Source organism: Methanocella arvoryzae MRE50 (assembly GCF_000063445.1).
Taxonomy (GTDB): Archaea; Halobacteriota; Methanocellia; order Methanocellales; family Methanocellaceae; genus Methanocella_A; species Methanocella_A arvoryzae.
Genome location: NC_009464.1, coordinates 3,024,261 through 3,042,106, shown reverse-complemented (window position 1 = coordinate 3,042,106; position 17,846 = coordinate 3,024,261). Strand labels below are relative to the sequence as shown.

The following is a 17,846-nucleotide window of genomic DNA, read 5'->3' as shown; positions in this document are numbered from 1 at the left end:
TGTTTCGCAGATAAATGCTTTAATGAAGCCTGACTCTTATTTCTTCAGAGTAATATGGCCTGCGAAGTCTCGGTGATCAAATGCGAGGAGTACGATGAGGTAAAGGTCAGAGCCGCCATCGAAGAGAGCCTCAGGCCGCTCGGCGGCCTGGAGAGCGTGGTCAAGAAGGGCGACAGAGTGCTCCTCAAGCTCAACCTCCTGTCATCGAAAATGCCGGAAGAGGCCACGACCACGCATCCGGCGATAGTAAAAGCCGTAGTTCGGATGGTGCAGGAACTCGGCGGCATTCCGGTGCTCGGAGACTCCCCCGGAGGCAGGAATACGCCCGGCTCGATTAGGGCGCTGATGAAGACTACCGGCATGCAGGCCGGGATGTGATGCTGTTTGCCGAGCTGCTGCTGGACTTGCACGAGATGCGCAGGCCTGATCTGGTGATCATGGATGCAATAGTGGGTATGGAAGGCCGAGGGCCTTCCGCTGGCAACCCGCGGCGGATAGGCCTGGTGCTGGCGAGCAAGAGCTGTACTGCGCTGGATTTCGTGGCCACGCACATCGTGGGCATGGATCCGCTGGCCGTGCCGACGGTGAAGCGGGCCGCTGACAGGAACCTGGGGCCGAAGAGCCTGTCCGAGATCAAGGTACACGGTGAAGGCCTTGATTCAGTAATGGTAAAAGACTTCAAGCTGGCGGCGACAATGGACCTGTCGAGAGTGCCGGCACCGCTGCTGAACCTGGCCAGCGGGATGGTGGCGACCAGGCCAGTTATAGAGGTGCAGAGGTGCAGGAAATGCGGAGTATGCGTACGGGACTGCCCGCCGAAGGCGATGTTCTTTTCCCCGAGGCGCCTGCCGGAAATCGACTATAAAAAGTGTATCAGGTGCTACTGCTGCCAGGAGCTCTGCCCTGAGAGCGCCGTTTCGGTCAAAGTGCCGGTGCTGAGGAAGGTCATTGGCAGGCTTCTGGGCCGCCCGGAGCAACATTAGACGTAAAAGCCATATGCCTTGACAGTGTTTTATTATTAAGCGGCCTCGCCGCTAGTCAGATGGAAGGAAGGTATAATGCTGGACATCAGGTTCGTGAGAGAGAGCCCCGACGTGGTCAGGGCAGATCTCCGCAAGCGTAACGATCTCGAGAAGCTCGCGTGGGTGGACGACCTCCTCGCGAAGGATTCCCAGGCCCGGGCAATGCAGGTCAAAGTAGACGAACTGCGCAGGCGCCGCAACGAAATATCAAGGGAGATCAACGAGGCCCGGAAGGCTGGCAAGGATACCTCCGCCCTGATGGCCGAAGCCAGGGACATTCCCAGGCAGATCAAGGAAGCGGAAACCGAGATGGAAGAGAGCCGGAACAAGGTGCACTACTACCTGATGCGCCTGCCGAATATTCTGGACGACTCGGTCCCCGTCGGCAAAGATGACACGGAAAACGTGGAGGTCAAGCGCTGGGGCGAGCCCGTGCAGAAGGACTTCGAGATCAAGAACCACGGGCTGCTGGCAGTCGAGCACGGCTGGGCCGACTTTGAGCGGGCAGCCAAGGTAGCCGGAGCGGGCTTCTATTTCCTCAAGGGCAACATGGTGCTGCTGGACATGGCTCTGCAGCGGTTCGCGATGGACCTGCTGGTCAAGAGAGGCTTCACCCCGGTCACCCCGCCGTACATGATGAACCGCAAGTCCTACGAAGGGGTCACAGATTTAGCCGACTTCGAGAAGGTCATGTACAAGATCGAGGGCGACGACATGTACCTGATCGCCACAAGCGAGCACCCCATCGGAGCAATGTACCAGGGAGAGATATTTGAGGAGAAGGACCTGCCATTGAGGCTAGCCGGCATATCGCCCTGCTTCCGCAGGGAGATCGGCGCCCACGGCCTCGACACCAAAGGCCTGTTCAGGGTCCACCAGTTCCACAAGATCGAGCAGTTCGTCTTCTGCAAGCCGGAAGACTCGTGGAAGATTCACGAAGAGATCCTCGCCAACGCTGAGGCAGTCTTCCAGCAGCTGGGCCTGCCCTACCACGTAGTCAACATCTGCACCGGCGACATCGGCACCGTAGCGGCCAAGAAGTACGACATAGAGGTCTGGATGCCGAGGGAGAACACGTACAAGGAAGTCGTCTCCTGCTCCAACTGCACCGCGTACCAGGCGACGAGGCTGAACATCAAGGTAAGGGATCCGAAGGACTTCGAGAGCAAGCGGTACGTCCACACCCTCAACTCCACGGCCATCGCGACGTCAAGGGCTATGAGAGCGATACTGGAGAACAACCAGCAGAAAGACGGATCAGTCCTCATACCAGAGGTACTCAGGCCCTACATGAACGGGCTGGAGTACCTGTAAGCAGAAGTTATAAGGCGGCGATAACCGCCACACTATTTTTTTATTAGCCTTAAGCTGTTCCGACCACTTTGGGCCTTCGAACTGGTGCACCCGCGATCTCCCGGCCGTAGTCGTAGCAGATCTCCCGGTTGAGCTTGCGCCAGGGCCCGGTGGCTGCGTCGAACGATGTCATGGAGACGACGTGGCCTTTGCATATGCTCCGCATTTCGTCGAGGTATCGCCTGACCATGAAGTTTCTGAGGCCGAAGACGCCGGCGAAGCACACGACGAAGAGGGCGATGTTCTTGTTCGTCAGGTCGTCCCGGGTGAGAAAGTTGATGATGCTACCCATAGGCTGTTCACCGTAGATCGGCGAGCCAGTAACTATCAGATCGTAATCCAGGTTGTCAACTTCCCTGACGCTTTTGATGTCTACGGAAGCGCCCTGGGATATCGCCCCATCCCGGATCCAGCCGATGATCTCCCATGTGGACCCGCCTTTCGTGTCATAAACGATCAGGATACGTTTCATCCTGCGACCCAACTCCAGATTAAAATCACTCGGACTTATTTTTATTACTTCTATTTATCAACTTTCTGTGAAAATACGTTTAATACAGGCCTCAAATTGTAAAATAGACAGTAATGGCATGTAGTAAGGTGTTTATAGCCAGAGTAGCGAGGTCTTTGCGTAATACGGCCAGTGATAGCTGCCCTGGTGGAATATCCTCACTGTCCGATCGTTACCCGGCCTGAATAGAACGTGCCGGCAGGAAGCGTCCTGCATGCCTGCTCCGACCAGTTATGGGTATAGTATGCCGTTTTATCCAGTTCACTTTTGATGAGGTCAATCTAAAATATATTCACTGGATTGATTACAAAAAGATTATAAATTATAAGGCTACATCGGTCTGATGACAGCAAATCGTAGAACAACAGTACTGATCGTATCAGCCGTCGTTTTCACGATGCTTCTGGGTGGCATTGCCTTTGCACAGCAAGCGGCACCTGCCCCTCAGGCCATGGAAACAACAACCCCCGGGACTTCCGGCATAGCCGTAAAATCCGGCCCGGTCACCATGGCAGACATCGATAACGCGCTGGCGTCAGGCCCTGTGTTCATTGAGTTCGAATCGAAGACGTGCACCTACTGTAAAGAGCAGAGGCCGATCTCCGACGCGCTGGCTGCTGATTATCAGGGCAAAGTGACGTTCTTCTTCGCAGACGTCGCTGAGAGCAGGGATCTGGCGAAGTATTTCCAGGTCTCCGGCGTGCCCCAGATCAACGTCATCGCGCAGAAGGCTGACGGAGGATATACCTACGTCGGCAAGGACGGCAGCACTTCGAGTAGTATTGCGGGCTCAAAGTTCCTCGGGCTGACGCAGAGCGACACGTTGAAGACGGCTCTCGATGCGGCGGTGCGCATGAGAGGGCAATAAGTGGAAACTGTATTATTTGGTACCGCAGTGCTGGCCGGCGTGGCGAGCATTATGTCGCCGTGTGTCTTGCCTCTGCTCCCCGGAGTCATGGCGTACTCCACGGAGAAGAGCAAGCTCACGCCGCTGGCCATAGTTTTTGGGCTGGCCATATCGTTTACGGCGATGGGCGTAGCTTCGGCGATGATTGGATCTATTCTGTTCACCTACATGGATTATATCAAGATTGTCTCGGGAGCCATGATCGTGATCATGGGGCTCTACCTGCTATCTATGACAGTAGAGCATGCCCTTCTTAGCCTTTGGCAGCGCCTGCCGCTGTCGAGAACCCAGCTGCCAAGTGCGGAGGAAGGCGGCCTGTTGGGCGGCATGCTCCTCGGTGTCAGCCTGGGCATCGTCTGGATACCGTGTATCGGCCCGATCCTGGCCTCGATCCTCCTCATCGTAGCCCAGGAAGGCACCATTGCGTACGGAGCTTTCCTGCTGATGGCGTACTCTCTCGGGCTGGCCATCCCCATGCTAGTAGTAGCGTATTCCTCGAACTTCATCGGGGATAAGATCAGGTCCGTATCGCACCACACGAGGCTCGTGCGCCGTGTCGCAGGCGTGATACTCGTAGCAGTCGGCCTCTACTATATAGCGAACGTGTTCGGCTTCAGCCTTGGCCTTGGCTTCTGAGGTCGCCTGAGGGCGGCAGAGTTGAATGACGACCGGCGTGCATGAGACAGACAGTACGCCGGACACATAATTTTAAATTTTACACCTCACCCGCAAGGTAATGTATGTCCATCAAGCCCCTGTGATACGATTGGATAATTATAAACCCGTAACAAAAAGAATAAATACCATTCCAAATTAATTAAAGATTAGGCTATAACGACCAGATAATTAAAAAGCTTCAGCTAATAGAAGCTTTAGCAGAATGTGGGATAATAAAAAAGAGATGTGAGTCAATCTGGGGTATAAGAGATGGCATATGAAAGCGTAATCCTCTTCATTAGTTTCGGCTGGTTTATCAGCGTCAGCGTGATCTTTCTGATGTACGTGAGAATGAAGCAGTTGTCCGAAGAGCTGAAGATTCTAAAGTACACGATTGAGATATCGGACGATGAGATGAGCGGGCTGGAGCGGGGTATTGCAGACTTTAAAAAGAGCAATATCTAAGCCACATCTTTTTTCAAATTTGTAACAATAACCATATAAAGCGGTAACTATAACACTCCTATACGGACATATGTCCGGGCAGGGAGATGCCTAAAAGCAAATGTACCATGCCCAGCATCCGAATTTGGCATGGCTCCGGCCTGCGAGCTAAAACCTGGCACCACGGCACTGGTCTAAAGTCCGGTCGACACGGCAGACCTTAAACTCCGTCCCTTCTGCGGATAAGGTATAAACTCCGCGCTCCCCGGCCGAGCCAAAACGCCGCGGTGAGGGAGATCACCGAAAAATCAGCAAAGTCAGTGCAGGACTCTAAAAGCCACCGTGGGGAGACACGTAATAAGCAAACGCAGGCACACCGGCGTCTAAAACGGATCAACCAGGGAGATGGTATAAAGCAAAGTCCGGGCTATGGACTCTAAATCCGGTCAACGTTGAGGCAAGGCAGGGCAATCCGCATCCGGAACGAGATTGCCCTCCCCCGAACCGGAGCCGCCTGATGGCGGCCAGAGTATTTCTGATTGAGTTAAGGGCCTTCGGCCGTGGCTATAGATGCCGAAAGAAAAAAGAAGGCTTATGCCTGAACTTTTACCTTATCAATTCTCTCAGCAATAAAGTCTGCATAAGTCGGGACTTCCTGCAGTACTTCAGTCTTGCTGCTCCTGTACGCGTGAAGGCCTTTCTGCCTCTCGATGGCCAGCCGGTCCTCTACGATTTTAGCCACGAACTGGTCCCAGAGTTCCCGGAAGTCGTTGATGCAGTAGAGCATGAAGTTTTCGAAGTCCTGCTCCTTCTTGATGAAATCGATCTCTTCCGGCCGCTCTTCTATGGCTTCGAAGAACAGGGAGACGAATGCGTTGTACTGGTCGTCGCTGCGGAAGGAGATCTTTTTTACCTGAGTGATGCCGCCGACCTTCTTCTTGAGGTCCAGCTGCTTTTTAGCCTTGAGCTCGGAGGCGACGCTGGCAATGACATCCATCATCAGAGGCTTTCCGATCTCCTTGAGCTTGTAGGCAAGCAGCTCGTGCATCAGTGTGGACTCGGTAAAAGCGTTCACGTCTTCCTTAATGAACTTCTGCACGATATACTCGGCGATGTGATCATAGATGAGGTTAGTCTGCTGCTCTTCAGTATTTTCTTCGCTCTTTTTAGTTGCCCTGGGCATGTGAAAGCCTCCCGTATGTACCTGTCGATCGGAAAGTGTCCGGTCGTAATGCAAGCATAATATGTGCGCTACAACTTAAAGATGTTGTGACAGCCGCTATGTTTAGAAGAAGTTAAGCGCCTCTGCTTTTAGTCGCACGCGAAGTTATTCAGCTTCGTCTGCTTCGACTCGCATCGCTCCCCCGGGATTTCCAGCGGATAGATGCCGGTGAGGCAGCCTGTGCAGAGGTCCTCTTTGTCGATGCCTATCGCCTTTACCAGCCCATCTAGCGAGATGTAGTAGAGCGAGTCAGCCCCGATCATGAATTCCACGCCCTTGATGGACTTGTGGGCGGCGATGAGCTCTTCCCGGGTGGCCATGTCGATGCCCAGGTAGCAGGGTGAGATGATCGGCGGGCTGCCGATCCGGGCGTGGACAGACTTGGCTCCGGCCCGCCTGATGAGATCGATGATCCGCCGGGAAGTGGTGCCTCTGACGATGCTGTCGTCGATGAGGATGACGTCCTTGCCGGCGACGTTTTCCCGGACGGTGTTGAGCTTCAGCCTGACGGCAGTCTCACGCAGGTCCTGATTGGGCATGATGAAGGTCCTGCCCACATACCTGTTCTTTATCAGGCCTTCGGTGTAGTGGACGCCGGAGGTATTGGAGTAGCCGATAGCTGAGGTGATCCCCGAGTCGGGTACTGGCGATACTACGTCAGCCTTCGTGGGGCATTCTCTGGCGAGCTCTTCACCGATGCGGTGCCGCACCCGGTAGACGAGCTTGCCGTCGATGATCGAGTCCGGCCTCGCGAAGTAGACGAACTCAAACATGCAGTGGGCGTGGTTTTTGCACTTGAACAGCTTGTGGCTCTCGATCTTGTCGCTGAGGACGACCATTTCGCCGGGCGCCACATCCCTCAGCAGCTCGCCGCTGAGCGTGTCGATGGCGGCGCTCTCGGATGCGATGATGTACCCGCTGTCGAGCCTGCCGATGCAAAGGGGCTTGAAGCCCAGCGGGTCTCTGACACCTATGATCTTGTCGCCTGCCAGGATGACGAGAGAATACGACCCGACAAGCTTGCGCATGGTTTCCCGGACCGCCTCAACGAGATCGTTGCGCATCAGGTTCTTGACAAGCAGGTGGGAGATGACTTCGGTGTCCGAGTCTGAAATGAAGACACGGCCGTCTGCTTCCAGCTCTTTCTTGAGCTCCCTGTAGTTAACCAGATTGCCATTGTGGGCCAGCGCGATCGTGCCGTTCTTGTAAGAGACGATGAAAGGCTGGCAGTTTTCCACCCGCGAGCTGCCGGTCGTCGAGTAGCGTACGTGGCCGATGCCTGAATAGCCGGCGAGCCTCTGTAAGCGATCCCGGTTAAAATAGTCTGTGACCAGGCCCATGCCTTTGTCATTGAGGACAGCGTTGCCGTTGTACACGGCAATGCCTGACGATTCCTGTCCCCGGTGCTGCAGTGCTTGTAAGGCGTAGTAGATGTATATGGCGGCGGAATCCCTGTTCTTCTCTTTGTCGAACCAGACTCCTACGACGCCACACTTATCCTTCACAGCCAATGCACCTTGAACCTGCACCTTGCGTTTTTAATCGTACTGAACTTAGATTGTTCAAATAGTTTGCAGTCGAGAAAGATTACCAGGTCTTTCTTGTCAGATGGCTGTGCCAGCTCCACTTGTTGAGCTTGGCGGACCTGCCAAATCCGCAAGAAGCGCAAACACTCTTGCTGAAGTTGAAGGAGACCTTGCCGCAGCGTCTGCAGATTGAGTGCACCCGCTTGGAGCGCTTTCCCTGTGATGGAGTACCCTTAGACATTATAATTCACCTTTTTCGGCCATAATACTGTATTCTAGTTTATCAATGTTACGGTGAGACGTATACGACCGTATCGCCCCTCACGATGATCGTGCCGAGCTTCCTGGACGCTTCGTTCTCCTTAAGTTCCTCTGCGTTATCGAGAACTAAGTTCATATGCATATCGTAGCCCTGGAGCTCGCCTCTGAACTCACGGCCTCCTTTCAGCCGTACGATCACAGGAGAATTGAGAGCCTCGTTCAGGACATCAAGGGGTCTCTGACTCATAAAATACCTCCGTTAAATACAAAGCAAATGAATGATGTTGATTAAATCTCGCGTGGCATATTTATACTTATCGCCAAGCTATGTCAGCTGGATGCCTCTATCGTCCAGATTAAGCACAGATTCCCCACAGCCTCCAGCCGATCACCACTACAACATATTTATACCGGAATGCATATAGACGACTGATCAATTCTCAAAAGCAACAATGGGGAGAAGTCTTTGAGGATCAAGGCCAGACATCATTTAAGAGAGGATGCCATTAAAAAAATCCTTGACAACCTTCGGGTGACCTTCGGAGAGGGAGTAGACGCAGTTTTCGCGGGCAAGACCTGGGAAATCGCTGAGACGGACGAGGAGCAGGACTTTATCATGATCAACGGTGAGCCGCTGCTCTTTTCGGTCGATGGCGATGCCTTCCCGACAGTCCGGGGAGCCCTCAGGCTCAAGCCGACGAGAAAACGAGTCATCGTAGATATGGGTGCTGTCAAGTTCGTGGCTAAAGGGGCTGATATCATGAGCCCGGGCATCCTGGATGCTGACTTGAGCATACGCAAGGGCGATCTCGTCATCATTGCAGACGAGGTCCATAAAAAGGCGCTGGCAATCGGCAGAGCGCTGGTTAACGCAGATCAGATGATGGGTAACAGGGGCAAAGCGATCAAATCCATCCATTACGTGGGTGACCGCATCTGGAACCTGGAACTGTAAATAATTAAGTAATGACCGATAAGCTATTATTTAAGGTGCTAATAATAATATCAGAAAACAGGTAAATAACAGGGATGGATAAACATGGTAGGCAAAGGCTTTTTAGGTAAAGTGCTGGGCTCGAGGGCGACAGAGGAAAACGAAGAGTACACGGAGATCGATTTCAGCAGCGTCGAGAAAGAAGTCGGATCCGGCCCCGCAGAAACGTACGTCAGGGTCGCCGAGCTTTCCAGCCTCTCGCAGATCCCCGAACTGAAGAGGGAGATTTACAATGGCAACATCGTCATTGTCAACATATTCCCGATCAAGGGCGACAGCCTCACCAGGGACAGGGCACTGAAAGACCTCAAGCAGGTAGCAGCCGATGTCAGGGGCGACATTGCCGGGATTGACGAGAACCACATCGTAGTCACTCCGATGTCGATCAAGGTCGACAGGACAAAGTTTACTGTCAAGTAAATCTATCAGGTACACGATGAGTGAGATTAGAGAAGACAACTTCGACGAAATAGCCGCTGCCACGGCCAAAGTCTGCTGTCCTGTCTGCCGCAGCGACCTGGAGATGCGCTCGCACCAGGATAATATCCCTTATTTTGGCGACGTACTGTCGGTAAGCAGCGTCTGCACCTGCGGCTTTAAGTACGCGGAAACACTTATCCTGACCCAGCGCGACCCGCTACGCCATACGATAAAGGTATGCTCTGAAGACCACATGTGCAACAGAGTCATCCGGTCGACGTCCGGCACCGTGCGCATCCCGGAATGGGGCATCGACATCGAGCCCGGGCCGGCATCAGAGGCTTACATATCCAACGTCGAAGGCGTGCTGGACAGGATCGAAACGGTCGTCAACATGGCCCGGAAATGGGCGGAGTTGCCAGAGGAAGTCGAGAAAGCGGACCAGCTTCTGAAGACGATCGGCGAGGCTAAGAGCGGCAACAGCGAGTTCACCCTGATAATAGAGGACCCGCTGGGCAACAGCGCCATCATCGGCGATGAAGTCAAAGTCGAGCCGCTGACGCCCGAGTACGCGGAATCCCTTCATACGGGCATGTTCGTGATACAAAAATAAGCATCATAAAAATAGTCCGCCGAGGCACATCAAACTCATATGCCTCGCGGTATGCCTTTTTCCGTTTTACTGTCCGACCATCTTAGAGTAGATGAACTCTACCGTATCCTCGATCTGTTCTTTCGTGACGCCCTTGAGCATCGCTGCCACCGAGATGCCGCCGGCGCCTACGCCTTCTTTTACGTGGCCTTTCTCGTACGCCAGCAGCCCTTCGAACTTAGACCGGGCGAAGGAAAGGTCGGCAGTCATGACGGGAATATCCACATTGCCCTGTTTCAGGATGCCGAACAGGTTTGCGCTGCTGTCCTTAGCCACCCAGCCGGTAGTGGCGAGGGCGATGTTAAAGCCTTTCAGGTCCACGATCCTGGACAGGAGTACGGCCACTGCGGCCATCTGAGTGCCGCCGGCGAGGATGATGGGCACATTCTTAGCGCCCAGAATCAGCCCGATGGCACCGGCCATCATGGGATCTCCGACGCTCTCGATCGCCCTGATCGGGTCGACCGGCTGGGTGATGCCTGCCTTCTTCAGGCCTTCCAGGACCACGGAGCTCTTCAGTGATTGTGGATTGACCTGCAGGCTGCTGCTGGTAAAGCCGTCCATCGTATGGCCCATTGCCAGCAGTACGCCCAGCGCAGTAGTGGTTCCTGCCGCAATCGACTCGCCGATCACCAGATATTCGGACTCAGAGGCGATCTGGGCTCCGACTTTCTTGGCAGTTTCGATGATCTCCTTAACGTTACTCAGCGCATGACCCGTGCGGATATCTTTACCCGGGACACTGCCGACCCGGTAGTGAGGCACAATCGGTGAAATGGACATGCCCGTATCGACGTAGTACCTCCGGAAATCGGATAAGGTAACTACCGCCCTGGTGATCAGGCCCGGCGTGGGAATGGCTTCAGGCGTCAGGGGTATGTCCCCGAGCGTCAAAATCCTGCCCGTTTCCACCAGTTCAGCGTCCAGAGGCGGAGTATACGGCGTCAGCTCAGGGCTGATACCGGCGGCAGTAATGCCGGGGATAAAGGCTGTGTCAGTGTTGCCCATCAGCAGCACGAACGAGCCCCGGCCCTTGATCTTCTCAGCGAACTTCTCAGCACCATTATAGTATGATATCCCGTCAACAACCATGTATATCTCCTCGGTGCCCTACAAGTAAGCGCTTCAAGGTAAATAAATATTGTCATAAGTCAAGTTTGCTTGAATTATTGCAGGATAACGGTAAAATGCCCGGAAACTCTGGCCGTATAGCGGCCATCACATCGTGATCGGGAACGGCGTAAAGCAGAGGAGCGCGAGCACGAAAGCCGCTGCAGCCAGTATGTACCGGGGCACGCCGATAGTCTGCGTATCGTCAGTCGGCTTCGGATGGGAGCCCGCGCTCATGAGGGCGCTGAGGAAGCCCCAGAGTATCCAGATTTCTCCGGGCTGTTGCAGGATGAATGTGCCGTACAGGCCGAAGGCCATGATGATGATCGGCATGACACGTGAGATCAGGTTCGCCCGCTCTCCGAACACTGCCCGGGAGACGTGGCCGCCGTCCAGCTGCCCCACAGGGATCATGTTAAGCACGGTGACCAGCAGCCCCACCCAGCCTGCGAAAGCGATAGGGTTAACAGAGGTCAGGGTCTCCCCGGGGTGGACCACCCACGCCAGAAAGTCGAACAGCAGAGGAGTGTTGATCTGCATGTACGTGCCGCTGGTGGTGTCGATTTCAGGGGCGGGGAGCATTAAGCCTATGACGATGATGACGACCGACACGGCCAGCCCGACCAGAGGCCCGGCGATGCCTACGTCGAACAGCGCCTTTCTGTTCGGCACGGGCCCTTTTTGCCTGATGATGGCCCCCATAGTGCCGATGGGCGAGAACGGGAAAGGTATGAAGTATGGAAGGGTAGCGTCGATACCATATTTCCTCGACACGATGTAGTGGCCTAATTCGTGCGAGCCAAGGGCTACCATGATCGCTATGGCAAACGGCAGGCCCTTATAAACGTCAAGAGGGTCTGTGATCGGGTTGACGCCGTACATCATAGACCCGGTCAGCATAGTGGTCAGGAACGTGGCGACGGCCAGCGCTACGTTAATCCACGCGGATTCCTTTTTCGCCGGGGCGATGGTGAGCACGTACTCGCCAAGGCGATGTTCTACCCAGACGGACTTGCCTTTAGCCCTGAAGTGATCGTATACCTTGCCATAGAAGACGTTTGAGTCGACTAAGGGCTCTCCGTAGAGGTGTACGTAAGGCTCGTTCTCATGGGTCTCGTAGACCTGGAAGACCTGGCTTACTACAGCCAGATCGTCTTTTTCTATCATGACAGCTCGATGATTCCCGCGGTGCCGTCTACTGTGACAGTATCACCGTCTTTGATCGTCTCTACCGGGTTCTGCTCCAGGCGATCCACCATAGGAATCCCGGAGATGATGGCTCCGACTGCGACGATGGGCTCGGCCTTGATGTTGATCATCGCTGCCGGGGCGACGCCGTTCTTCATGAGCTGGTAGATGACGTAAGAGCCCACTGTCGAGCCCTTGCCCCCGGGGAAGATGAGGACGGTGCCTTTTACGTTCTTCCCGTACAGGGCGTGGCCTTTCTCGATGACAGTGCCGGTCCCGGGGTCGACGCCCCCCAGGAAGGAGATGGCATCTTTAGATACCAGCGCAGGCCCGGTCGCCCGGCCGCCGCAAATTCTGTGGCCCTTGATCTGCATGCTCAGTCACCCCTGCAGGCGACTTCGATGCATTCCTCAGTCGTGCCCATAACCGCATCGACTCCGCACATGGCGGGCGTGTACTTCAGGGCTTTGCCGGAGTTGACCATCATGCACTTGAACTGGTTTGCGGCAGGAGAGACCACCATACAGGTATCGTACAAGACCTTGATACCGCTGCTCCGAAGCTGCTGGATGAGTTCGGGGTTCTTCTCCCCGAGCGACCGGCCGGTGCAGACCCATACCTCTTTTTTGACCTTGCGGCCGTGCAGCAGGCTCAGGATTTCCTCCAGCTCCTCTCTGGAGGCGTGGGGGCAGCCGAGGGCAATGATGTCAGGGCTCGCCTTCTGCCGGGCAGTCTCCCGGATCTCGGCGATATCCACCTCAATCCGCTCCCGGGGCAGGAAGAACCTTTCGGGCACCTGCCAGTCATCCTCGCTCTCGAGCCTCTGTGGCTCCCGGTCCATTTTATCGGGGGGCAGCACATATTGCTCCGGGCTGACGTGGAGCACGTGGAACAGTGCGACTGCCCCTGAAGCAGCCAGCGCTGCTCCGAGGTGCTTCAGCTCGTCTTCCGTGGGTGTGGACTTCAGCTTGAAGATGGGTATGCCGTCCCCGATTTGCCTGCCTGCCAGGTAGCCCAGCGCGCCGTATTCAGCGCCATGGATGGGCTCATCGACCTTGACGGTCACGGTAGGATAACGGTTTTCCGTAATGTGCAGGCCATAGTAAGGGGTCTTCCCGATAAGCGCGGCAGCCAGCGCCGACGGGCCGCCTTCCCGGTTGGTCCTGGCGCCGAGGACCGAGTTAGCGAAACAGACGGCCGAAGATTCCGACCACGCGAGGTGATCCCCGAACCGGGGCCTGTTAAGGTAGTAAGGCGTACAGGTGCACTCCGGCCTGATGCCCAGCTTCTCGTACGCCCGGATGATCTCCTCCTGCTTTTTGGCGAAATGAGGGTCTATGCCCATCTCGACAAAAGCTTCCCGATCCATGCCCATGGGGTTGAGGACAGCGGGTATCCTGACCTTGCCTTCAAGGTCCTGTATCCACTCCAGCCCGGCGTCACCGATCGTCTTGTACGACACACCCGCGATCTGCGCGCTCTTGACTTGTATGAGCTTCTTAGCGTCGTAGATGTCTCCCAGCGCTACTAGAATTTCCATCATCTTCTGCAGCGTAGGGCCTTGCTCACCGTTATAAATATTTTCTTCTTCTCTGGTCAGGTACATGATCATCTCTTCCGCTGAAAAATCCTAAAAATAATCGTATGCTCGTCGCGTAAATCGTGCCCATGCATAAATAAACTTTCTGATGTTCCGGAAGATCGGCTCTCGATCCTGCCTAAGACAGGCTGTGTGTCGCATAACGAAGAACAAAAATACAGATACAGTCATCGCAGCTAAAGGTATTTACGAAACCAACAGGTATTGTAAAAATTGGATATGGCCGACATTCTCAAAGGCGCAAAGACGATCGTAACTCTAATAATAATTTTTACGCTGATCGTTGCCATTGCCACAATCTTCGACCTCCCGGGCTACCTGGCAACGGATACGGAACAGCTGTCCGCCGATAATGCCACCAGTAAAGCCCTGATAGTGTACGATCCCGGCATCATGGGAATGGGCTTGAGGACTGCCTACTGGATGGGCGAGGACCTGAGAACAAGGGGTTATGACGTAAACCTTTCCGGCATAAGAAGCGGCGACATAGAAAATGCGACCGGGTATGAAGTGGTCATCGTTATCGGGCCCACATACTTTGGCGGTCCTACGGGGCCGATCTCTGCATATCTAAAGCAGGTTCAGACGAAGCCCGGAGCCAGAGTCGGAGTTTATGCAGTCAGCGGCCTGCTGGGAGATGATGCCAGCCGGGAGATGAGAAAAGTGCTGGAAGACCGCTCGGTCATAGTAAAATCTGCCGGCAGCGTTAGTGCCTGGGACAGGGGTGCCGAAGAGAAAAGCTACGCCTTCATCTTTAGCATGATGGAGTGAAAGTGCCAGAGCAACCTTAAGGATTCGATTGTCTTGTTATCGGATGTGAGTCCATGCCGCAAGTAAGGCACTCCACATCAGCCCATCTTATAGCAAATTATATATAGAACCACAATCACATAAAACCTACAATTCTATTCATTATTGGAGGAGATTTTCTCATGGCACAACAAACAGGACAATCCTATGTCATGCGTGAGGGCAGCCAGGTCACCCGTGGCTTCGAAGCCCAGACTTACAACATCATGGCAGCCATGGCCGTTGCCGGCGCGGTTATCTCGACGCTCGGGCCGAGGGGCATGGACAAGATGCTGGTCGACAGTACCGGCGACATCTCAGTGTCCAACGACGGCGCGACGATCCTGAGAAAGATGGACATCGAGCACCCCGCGGCCAAGATGATCGTGGAAGTGGCGAAGACCCAGGACGCAGAAGTGGGAGACGGTACGACTACCGCAGTAGTGCTGGCCGGAGAGTTGCTCAGGCAGGCAGGCGTCCTCACCGAGAAGAGCGTACACCAGTCATCCATCATCAAGGGCTACCTGATGGCCGCCGAAAAGGCGCTGGAGATCGTCAAGGACATGGGAGTAGAGGTCACTGAGAAGGACACGGCCATGCTGAAGAAGATCGCCGGCACAGCCATGACGGGCAAAGACACTGAGAATGCAAAGGACTTCCTGAGCGACCTCGTGGTCAAGTCAGTGGCAGTCACCATGCAGAAAGATGCCGCTGGCAAGTACTACGTGGAGAGGGAGAACCTGGTCTTCGAGAAGAAGAAGGGCGGCGACGTGACCGACTCTAAGATCATCGAAGGCGTCCTCATCGACAAGGGCAAGGTCAACTTCCAGATGCCGTCCCGGCTGGAGAACGTCAAGGTGCTCGCCATGGACATCGGCATAGAGGCCAAAGACACCCAGTTCGACGCAGAGTTCAAGATCAAGGTGCCCGGCCAGTTCAAGCAGTTCGCCGACATGGAGGACCGCCAGATCAAGGAACAGGTCGACAAGATTGCGAAGCTCGGCGTCAAGGCAGTCTTTACCACCAAGGCTATCGACGACCTCGCCCAGCACTACATGGCCAAGTACGGCATCATCGGCCTCCGCAGGCTCAAGACCTCGGACGTCAGGCGTGTAGCCAAGGCGACCGGCGGCAGCCTGGTCACTAACCTCGACGGGATCACCCCCGCAGACATCGGCACCGCAGGGCTCATCGAAGAGATCACCGTCGGCGACGACGAGATGGTCCTGGTCAGCAAGTGCAAGGACAAGAAGGTCACCTCCGTCATCCTGAGGGGAGTCTCGGAGCACATCCTGGACGAGTACGAGAGAGGCATCGACGATGCGCTGCACGCAGTGCAGAACTCTATCAAGGATGGAAAGATCGTGCCCGGCGGAGCGGCAGTCGAGGCAGAGATAAGCCTTCGCCTGAAGCAGTATGCCATGACAGTCAAGGGCAAAGAACAGCTGGCCATCGATGCTTTTGCCAGCGCGATGGAAGTCATCCCGAAGGCGCTGGCCACCAACGCAGGCCTGAGCCCGATAGACATGATGATCGCCCTGAAGAGCAAGCACGGTGCAAAAGATGGCAAGAACTTCGGCCTGAACGTCTACAAGGGCAAGCCGATGGATATGCTGAAGGAAGGCGTCGTAGAGCCGATGAAGCTCAAGACTCAGGCTATCCAGAGCGCCACCGAAGCCGCCATCATGATCCTCAGGATCGACGACATCCTCGCTGCTGCCCAGACGAAGAATCCGGCCCCGGGCAGAAGGTAAGAGTAAACATCTTTCGTCAGGGGCACAGCCCCTGCAACCATTTTTCGTTTTTATAGCAACCAAAAAAATATTAAGTCGTGAGCGATTATATACTAATGCCTTATGTTTACGATACAAAAGATAATGTGCTTAGTTTTATCGATCCTGATCTTAACTGTAGTCACCGGCGGGTGCATAGGTACCACGCCAGTAGAGCCTACACCGACACCTCAGCCCACGCCGAACGTGGCCATCCTGAAGCCCGAAACGGTTGTCGTGAATTTCTGGAGCGCCATCGACAGCGGCAGATACGCCGACGCATACCAGTTAGCGTACTACGAGCAGAACGTCTCCCAGGAAGAGTGGGTTCGCGACAGGACCGCCACATACGGGGTTAATGGGAGCTACATTGATATCTACGAGTTCAATGTAACCGAAACATTCCCGCTGAAGCCGGGCACTTTCGAGGGCAACTTTTCAGCCGTGCAGGTAGTGCTCGTGGATACGGAACTGTCATACAAAGGCAATAGCAGAACAGGCACAGTCCAGTTCCCCGTGGTAAAAACAGAGAGCGGGTGGAAGATCTACGGCGACTATTAAAGCCGGCCTTCCGTCCCCGAAATTCTACCCGTTCATGGAATATCTATAGTATAGTCCACGAACTGCGTCGTAGTCCTGTTGCCGTCTACGAACTCGATGGTGATGTAGCTGTTATTGTAGAAGATTTTGCTGACCTTCGGGCTGCCAGGATCGACGTAAACAGTGTGATCGACGTTGAGCGTCCTGTTGGACAGGATGAACTCCTGGTACCGCTGGTTCTGGTCTTCGAGCTCCTTGATTCTGCCGGAGGTCTGGTTCAGGAGGTCGGCGATCATGCTTTGATGGGTATTATAGGTCGTCTGGTTTGCGATGATCAGCTCGTTGTTGCTCTTTTTCAGGCTCTCGTTCTGGACGACCAGCGCAGCTATGACGATGACACACACAATGCATACGCCAATGAGGAGGATGATCAGCTTGGAGACCACGTCGTTGTACCGGCGGATCTTCTCGTCCTTGCGGCGATCCTGGCTCTCCTTCAGCTTTCGCAGCCAGTTATGCATGTGCTCAGAGCTCTGGTTTGAACTTTCGTCCATGAGAACCTACCGTTAATTACTGTACGCTTCTGCCGTATATATTTTCTCGACCAGGCCTGTCCTTATACCACAATTAATTATATGTCAACATATTAATATTTAGCACGATAAAATAATAAATAACATGCAAGTAATACTGATAAGCTTAAGAGCCGGCCCAAAACTAGAAACTATTGCCCGGCAACTCTGCCAGGCAGCAGAGTTTGAAGCCATGCCACCCAGATCGATACCAGGAGAAAGTATTGGAACTTTAAAGTTATTTTGCAGATAGTAGAAATACTTTCTCCCCGTCGGCCGACTCCGAAATGGTTATCAGTATTCAGG

22 protein-coding genes are annotated in these 17,846 nt (G+C 54.4%); 12 read left to right on the top strand and 10 right to left on the bottom strand.

Annotated elements, in window-relative coordinates; translation table 11 throughout:
- The first annotated feature begins 54 nt into the window (after positions 1-54).
- The 3 genes from RCI_RS17415 to serS all read left to right on the top strand — a co-directional run bounded on the left by RCI_RS17415 (position 55) and on the right by serS (position 2,336).
- On the top strand, positions 55-378 hold the full coding sequence (locus RCI_RS17415; protein WP_012037274.1) for a DUF362 domain-containing protein: 324 nt from the start codon (positions 55-57) through the stop codon (positions 376-378).
- Positions 378-983: a DUF362 domain-containing protein gene (locus RCI_RS14895; protein ID WP_048198759.1), complete on the top strand. Its 606-nt coding sequence runs from the start codon at positions 378-380 to the stop codon at positions 981-983. The genes RCI_RS17415 and RCI_RS14895 overlap by 1 nt, the downstream gene beginning before the upstream one ends.
- A 75-nt stretch (positions 984-1,058) precedes the next feature.
- Positions 1,059-2,336, top strand: coding sequence for a serine--tRNA ligase (gene serS, locus RCI_RS14890; RefSeq protein WP_012037272.1), 1,278 nt, complete (start codon positions 1,059-1,061; stop codon positions 2,334-2,336).
- Positions 2,337-2,385: 49 nt separating this feature from the next.
- Here serS and RCI_RS14885 read toward each other — a convergent pair whose 3' ends face one another.
- The gene (locus RCI_RS14885) at positions 2,386-2,847 is read right to left on the bottom strand and encodes a flavodoxin domain-containing protein (protein ID WP_048198756.1); all 462 of its coding nucleotides are present in this window, start codon (positions 2,845-2,847) and stop codon (positions 2,386-2,388) included.
- Between the two features lie 382 nt (positions 2,848-3,229).
- Between RCI_RS14885 and RCI_RS14880 the strand changes: the two genes are divergently transcribed.
- From RCI_RS14880 to RCI_RS14870, 3 genes are all read left to right on the top strand, one after another.
- Positions 3,230-3,754: a thioredoxin family protein gene (locus tag RCI_RS14880; RefSeq protein ID WP_012037270.1), complete on the top strand. Its 525-nt coding sequence runs from the start codon at positions 3,230-3,232 to the stop codon at positions 3,752-3,754.
- A complete protein-coding gene (locus RCI_RS14875) occupies positions 3,755-4,429 on the top strand; it encodes a cytochrome c biogenesis CcdA family protein (RefSeq protein ID WP_012037269.1) in 675 nt (224 codons plus the stop codon). It begins immediately after the preceding gene.
- 291 nt (positions 4,430-4,720) lie between these two features.
- On the top strand, positions 4,721-4,915 hold the full coding sequence (locus tag RCI_RS14870) for a hypothetical protein (protein ID WP_048198754.1): 195 nt from the start codon (positions 4,721-4,723) through the stop codon (positions 4,913-4,915).
- 571 nt (positions 4,916-5,486) lie between these two features.
- Here the strand turns inward: RCI_RS14870 and RCI_RS14865 are convergent.
- From RCI_RS14865 to RCI_RS14855, 4 genes are all read right to left on the bottom strand, one after another.
- Positions 5,487-6,077 carry a hypothetical protein gene (locus tag RCI_RS14865; protein WP_048198752.1) on the bottom strand — a complete coding sequence of 197 codons (591 nt, stop codon included), beginning with the start codon at positions 6,075-6,077 and terminating at the stop codon, positions 5,487-5,489.
- 128 nt (positions 6,078-6,205) lie between these two features.
- Positions 6,206-7,621 (bottom strand): amidophosphoribosyltransferase, encoded by a 1,416-nt coding sequence (gene purF / locus RCI_RS14860; RefSeq protein ID WP_012037267.1) that lies wholly within the window; start codon positions 7,619-7,621, stop codon positions 6,206-6,208.
- A gap of 82 nt (positions 7,622-7,703) precedes the next feature.
- Positions 7,704-7,883 (bottom strand): 50S ribosomal protein L37e, encoded by a 180-nt coding sequence (locus tag RCI_RS16460; protein WP_081477364.1) that lies wholly within the window; start codon positions 7,881-7,883, stop codon positions 7,704-7,706.
- A 48-nt stretch (positions 7,884-7,931) separates the two neighbouring features.
- Entirely contained in the window at positions 7,932-8,150 is a 219-nt protein-coding gene (locus RCI_RS14855) for an LSm family protein (RefSeq protein WP_012037266.1), read from the bottom strand.
- A gap of 219 nt (positions 8,151-8,369) precedes the next feature.
- Here RCI_RS14855 and RCI_RS14850 point away from each other — a divergent pair, with 219 nt between their 5' ends.
- The 3 genes from RCI_RS14850 (at position 8,370) to RCI_RS14840 (ending at position 9,930) form a co-directional block, all read left to right on the top strand.
- The gene (locus tag RCI_RS14850) at positions 8,370-8,858 is read left to right on the top strand and encodes an RNA-binding protein (protein ID WP_012037265.1); all 489 of its coding nucleotides are present in this window, start codon (positions 8,370-8,372) and stop codon (positions 8,856-8,858) included.
- Positions 8,859-8,942: 84 nt separating this feature from the next.
- Entirely contained in the window at positions 8,943-9,317 is a 375-nt protein-coding gene (locus RCI_RS14845) for a cell division protein SepF (RefSeq protein ID WP_012037264.1), read from the top strand.
- A 16-nt stretch (positions 9,318-9,333) separates the two neighbouring features.
- On the top strand, positions 9,334-9,930 hold the full coding sequence (locus RCI_RS14840) for a ZPR1 zinc finger domain-containing protein (RefSeq protein ID WP_012037263.1): 597 nt from the start codon (positions 9,334-9,336) through the stop codon (positions 9,928-9,930).
- A gap of 66 nt (positions 9,931-9,996) precedes the next feature.
- Here the strand turns inward: RCI_RS14840 and cobT are convergent, their stop codons facing one another.
- From cobT to RCI_RS14820, 4 genes are all read right to left on the bottom strand, one after another.
- Positions 9,997-11,061: a nicotinate mononucleotide-dependent phosphoribosyltransferase CobT gene (gene cobT, locus RCI_RS14835; protein WP_012037262.1), complete on the bottom strand. Its 1,065-nt coding sequence runs from the start codon at positions 11,059-11,061 to the stop codon at positions 9,997-9,999.
- A gap of 126 nt (positions 11,062-11,187) precedes the next feature.
- Entirely contained in the window at positions 11,188-12,246 is a 1,059-nt protein-coding gene (locus RCI_RS14830; protein WP_012037261.1) for a site-2 protease family protein, read from the bottom strand.
- Entirely contained in the window at positions 12,243-12,641 is a 399-nt protein-coding gene (locus tag RCI_RS14825) for a DUF126 domain-containing protein (protein ID WP_012037260.1), read from the bottom strand. The genes RCI_RS14830 and RCI_RS14825 overlap by 4 nt, the downstream gene beginning before the upstream one ends.
- Positions 12,642-12,643: 2 nt before the next feature.
- The gene (locus RCI_RS14820; protein WP_012037259.1) at positions 12,644-13,873 is read right to left on the bottom strand and encodes an aconitase X; all 1,230 of its coding nucleotides are present in this window, start codon (positions 13,871-13,873) and stop codon (positions 12,644-12,646) included.
- Positions 13,874-14,086: 213 nt separating this feature from the next.
- On the opposite strand from RCI_RS14820, the gene RCI_RS14815 reads away from it, so the two are divergent.
- The 3 genes from RCI_RS14815 (at position 14,087) to RCI_RS14805 (ending at position 16,989) form a co-directional block, all read left to right on the top strand.
- Positions 14,087-14,638, top strand: a complete 552-nt coding sequence (locus RCI_RS14815; protein ID WP_048198750.1) for a hypothetical protein — start codon at positions 14,087-14,089, stop codon at positions 14,636-14,638.
- 161 nt (positions 14,639-14,799) lie between these two features.
- Entirely contained in the window at positions 14,800-16,410 is a 1,611-nt protein-coding gene (thsA, locus tag RCI_RS14810; RefSeq protein ID WP_012037257.1) for a thermosome subunit alpha, read from the top strand.
- Positions 16,411-16,512: 102 nt separating this feature from the next.
- On the top strand, positions 16,513-16,989 hold the full coding sequence (locus RCI_RS14805) for a hypothetical protein (protein WP_148266654.1): 477 nt from the start codon (positions 16,513-16,515) through the stop codon (positions 16,987-16,989).
- Positions 16,990-17,021: 32 nt separating this feature from the next.
- On the opposite strand, the gene RCI_RS14800 is transcribed toward RCI_RS14805, so the two are convergent.
- Positions 17,022-17,522 carry a hypothetical protein gene (locus tag RCI_RS14800; RefSeq protein ID WP_012037255.1) on the bottom strand — a complete coding sequence of 167 codons (501 nt, stop codon included), beginning with the start codon at positions 17,520-17,522 and terminating at the stop codon, positions 17,022-17,024.
- Positions 17,523-17,846: the final 324 nt, after the last annotated feature.

Bases quoted from the DNA above. Each gene is read 5' to 3' on its own strand.
- RCI_RS14870 (WP_048198754.1), top strand. From the start codon at position 4,721: ATGGCATATGAAAGCGTAATCCTCTTCATTAGTTTCGGCTGGTTTATC.
- RCI_RS16460 (WP_081477364.1), bottom strand. From the start codon at position 7,883: ATGTCTAAGGGTACTCCATCACAGGGAAAGCGCTCCAAGCGGGTGCAC.
- RCI_RS14800 (WP_012037255.1), bottom strand. From the start codon at position 17,522: ATGGACGAAAGTTCAAACCAGAGCTCTGAGCACATGCATAACTGGCTG.
- RCI_RS14805 (WP_148266654.1), top strand. From the start codon at position 16,513: ATGTTTACGATACAAAAGATAATGTGCTTAGTTTTATCGATCCTGATC.
- RCI_RS14885 (WP_048198756.1), bottom strand. From the start codon at position 2,847: ATGAAACGTATCCTGATCGTTTATGACACGAAAGGCGGGTCCACATGG.
- serS (WP_012037272.1), top strand. From the start codon at position 1,059: ATGCTGGACATCAGGTTCGTGAGAGAGAGCCCCGACGTGGTCAGGGCA.
- RCI_RS17415 (WP_012037274.1), top strand. From the start codon at position 55: ATGGCCTGCGAAGTCTCGGTGATCAAATGCGAGGAGTACGATGAGGTA.
- RCI_RS14845 (WP_012037264.1), top strand. From the start codon at position 8,943: ATGGTAGGCAAAGGCTTTTTAGGTAAAGTGCTGGGCTCGAGGGCGACA.
- RCI_RS14825 (WP_012037260.1), bottom strand. From the start codon at position 12,641: ATGCAGATCAAGGGCCACAGAATTTGCGGCGGCCGGGCGACCGGGCCT.
- thsA (WP_012037257.1), top strand. From the start codon at position 14,800: ATGGCACAACAAACAGGACAATCCTATGTCATGCGTGAGGGCAGCCAG.
- RCI_RS14855 (WP_012037266.1), bottom strand. From the start codon at position 8,150: ATGAGTCAGAGACCCCTTGATGTCCTGAACGAGGCTCTCAATTCTCCT.
- RCI_RS14820 (WP_012037259.1), bottom strand. From the start codon at position 13,873: ATGTACCTGACCAGAGAAGAAGAAAATATTTATAACGGTGAGCAAGGC.
- RCI_RS14895 (WP_048198759.1), top strand. From the start codon at position 378: ATGCTGTTTGCCGAGCTGCTGCTGGACTTGCACGAGATGCGCAGGCCT.
- RCI_RS14815 (WP_048198750.1), top strand. From the start codon at position 14,087: ATGGCCGACATTCTCAAAGGCGCAAAGACGATCGTAACTCTAATAATA.
- cobT (WP_012037262.1), bottom strand. From the start codon at position 11,061: ATGGTTGTTGACGGGATATCATACTATAATGGTGCTGAGAAGTTCGCT.
- RCI_RS14880 (WP_012037270.1), top strand. From the start codon at position 3,230: ATGACAGCAAATCGTAGAACAACAGTACTGATCGTATCAGCCGTCGTT.
- RCI_RS14830 (WP_012037261.1), bottom strand. From the start codon at position 12,246: ATGATAGAAAAAGACGATCTGGCTGTAGTAAGCCAGGTCTTCCAGGTC.
- RCI_RS14840 (WP_012037263.1), top strand. From the start codon at position 9,334: ATGAGTGAGATTAGAGAAGACAACTTCGACGAAATAGCCGCTGCCACG.
- RCI_RS14865 (WP_048198752.1), bottom strand. From the start codon at position 6,077: ATGCCCAGGGCAACTAAAAAGAGCGAAGAAAATACTGAAGAGCAGCAG.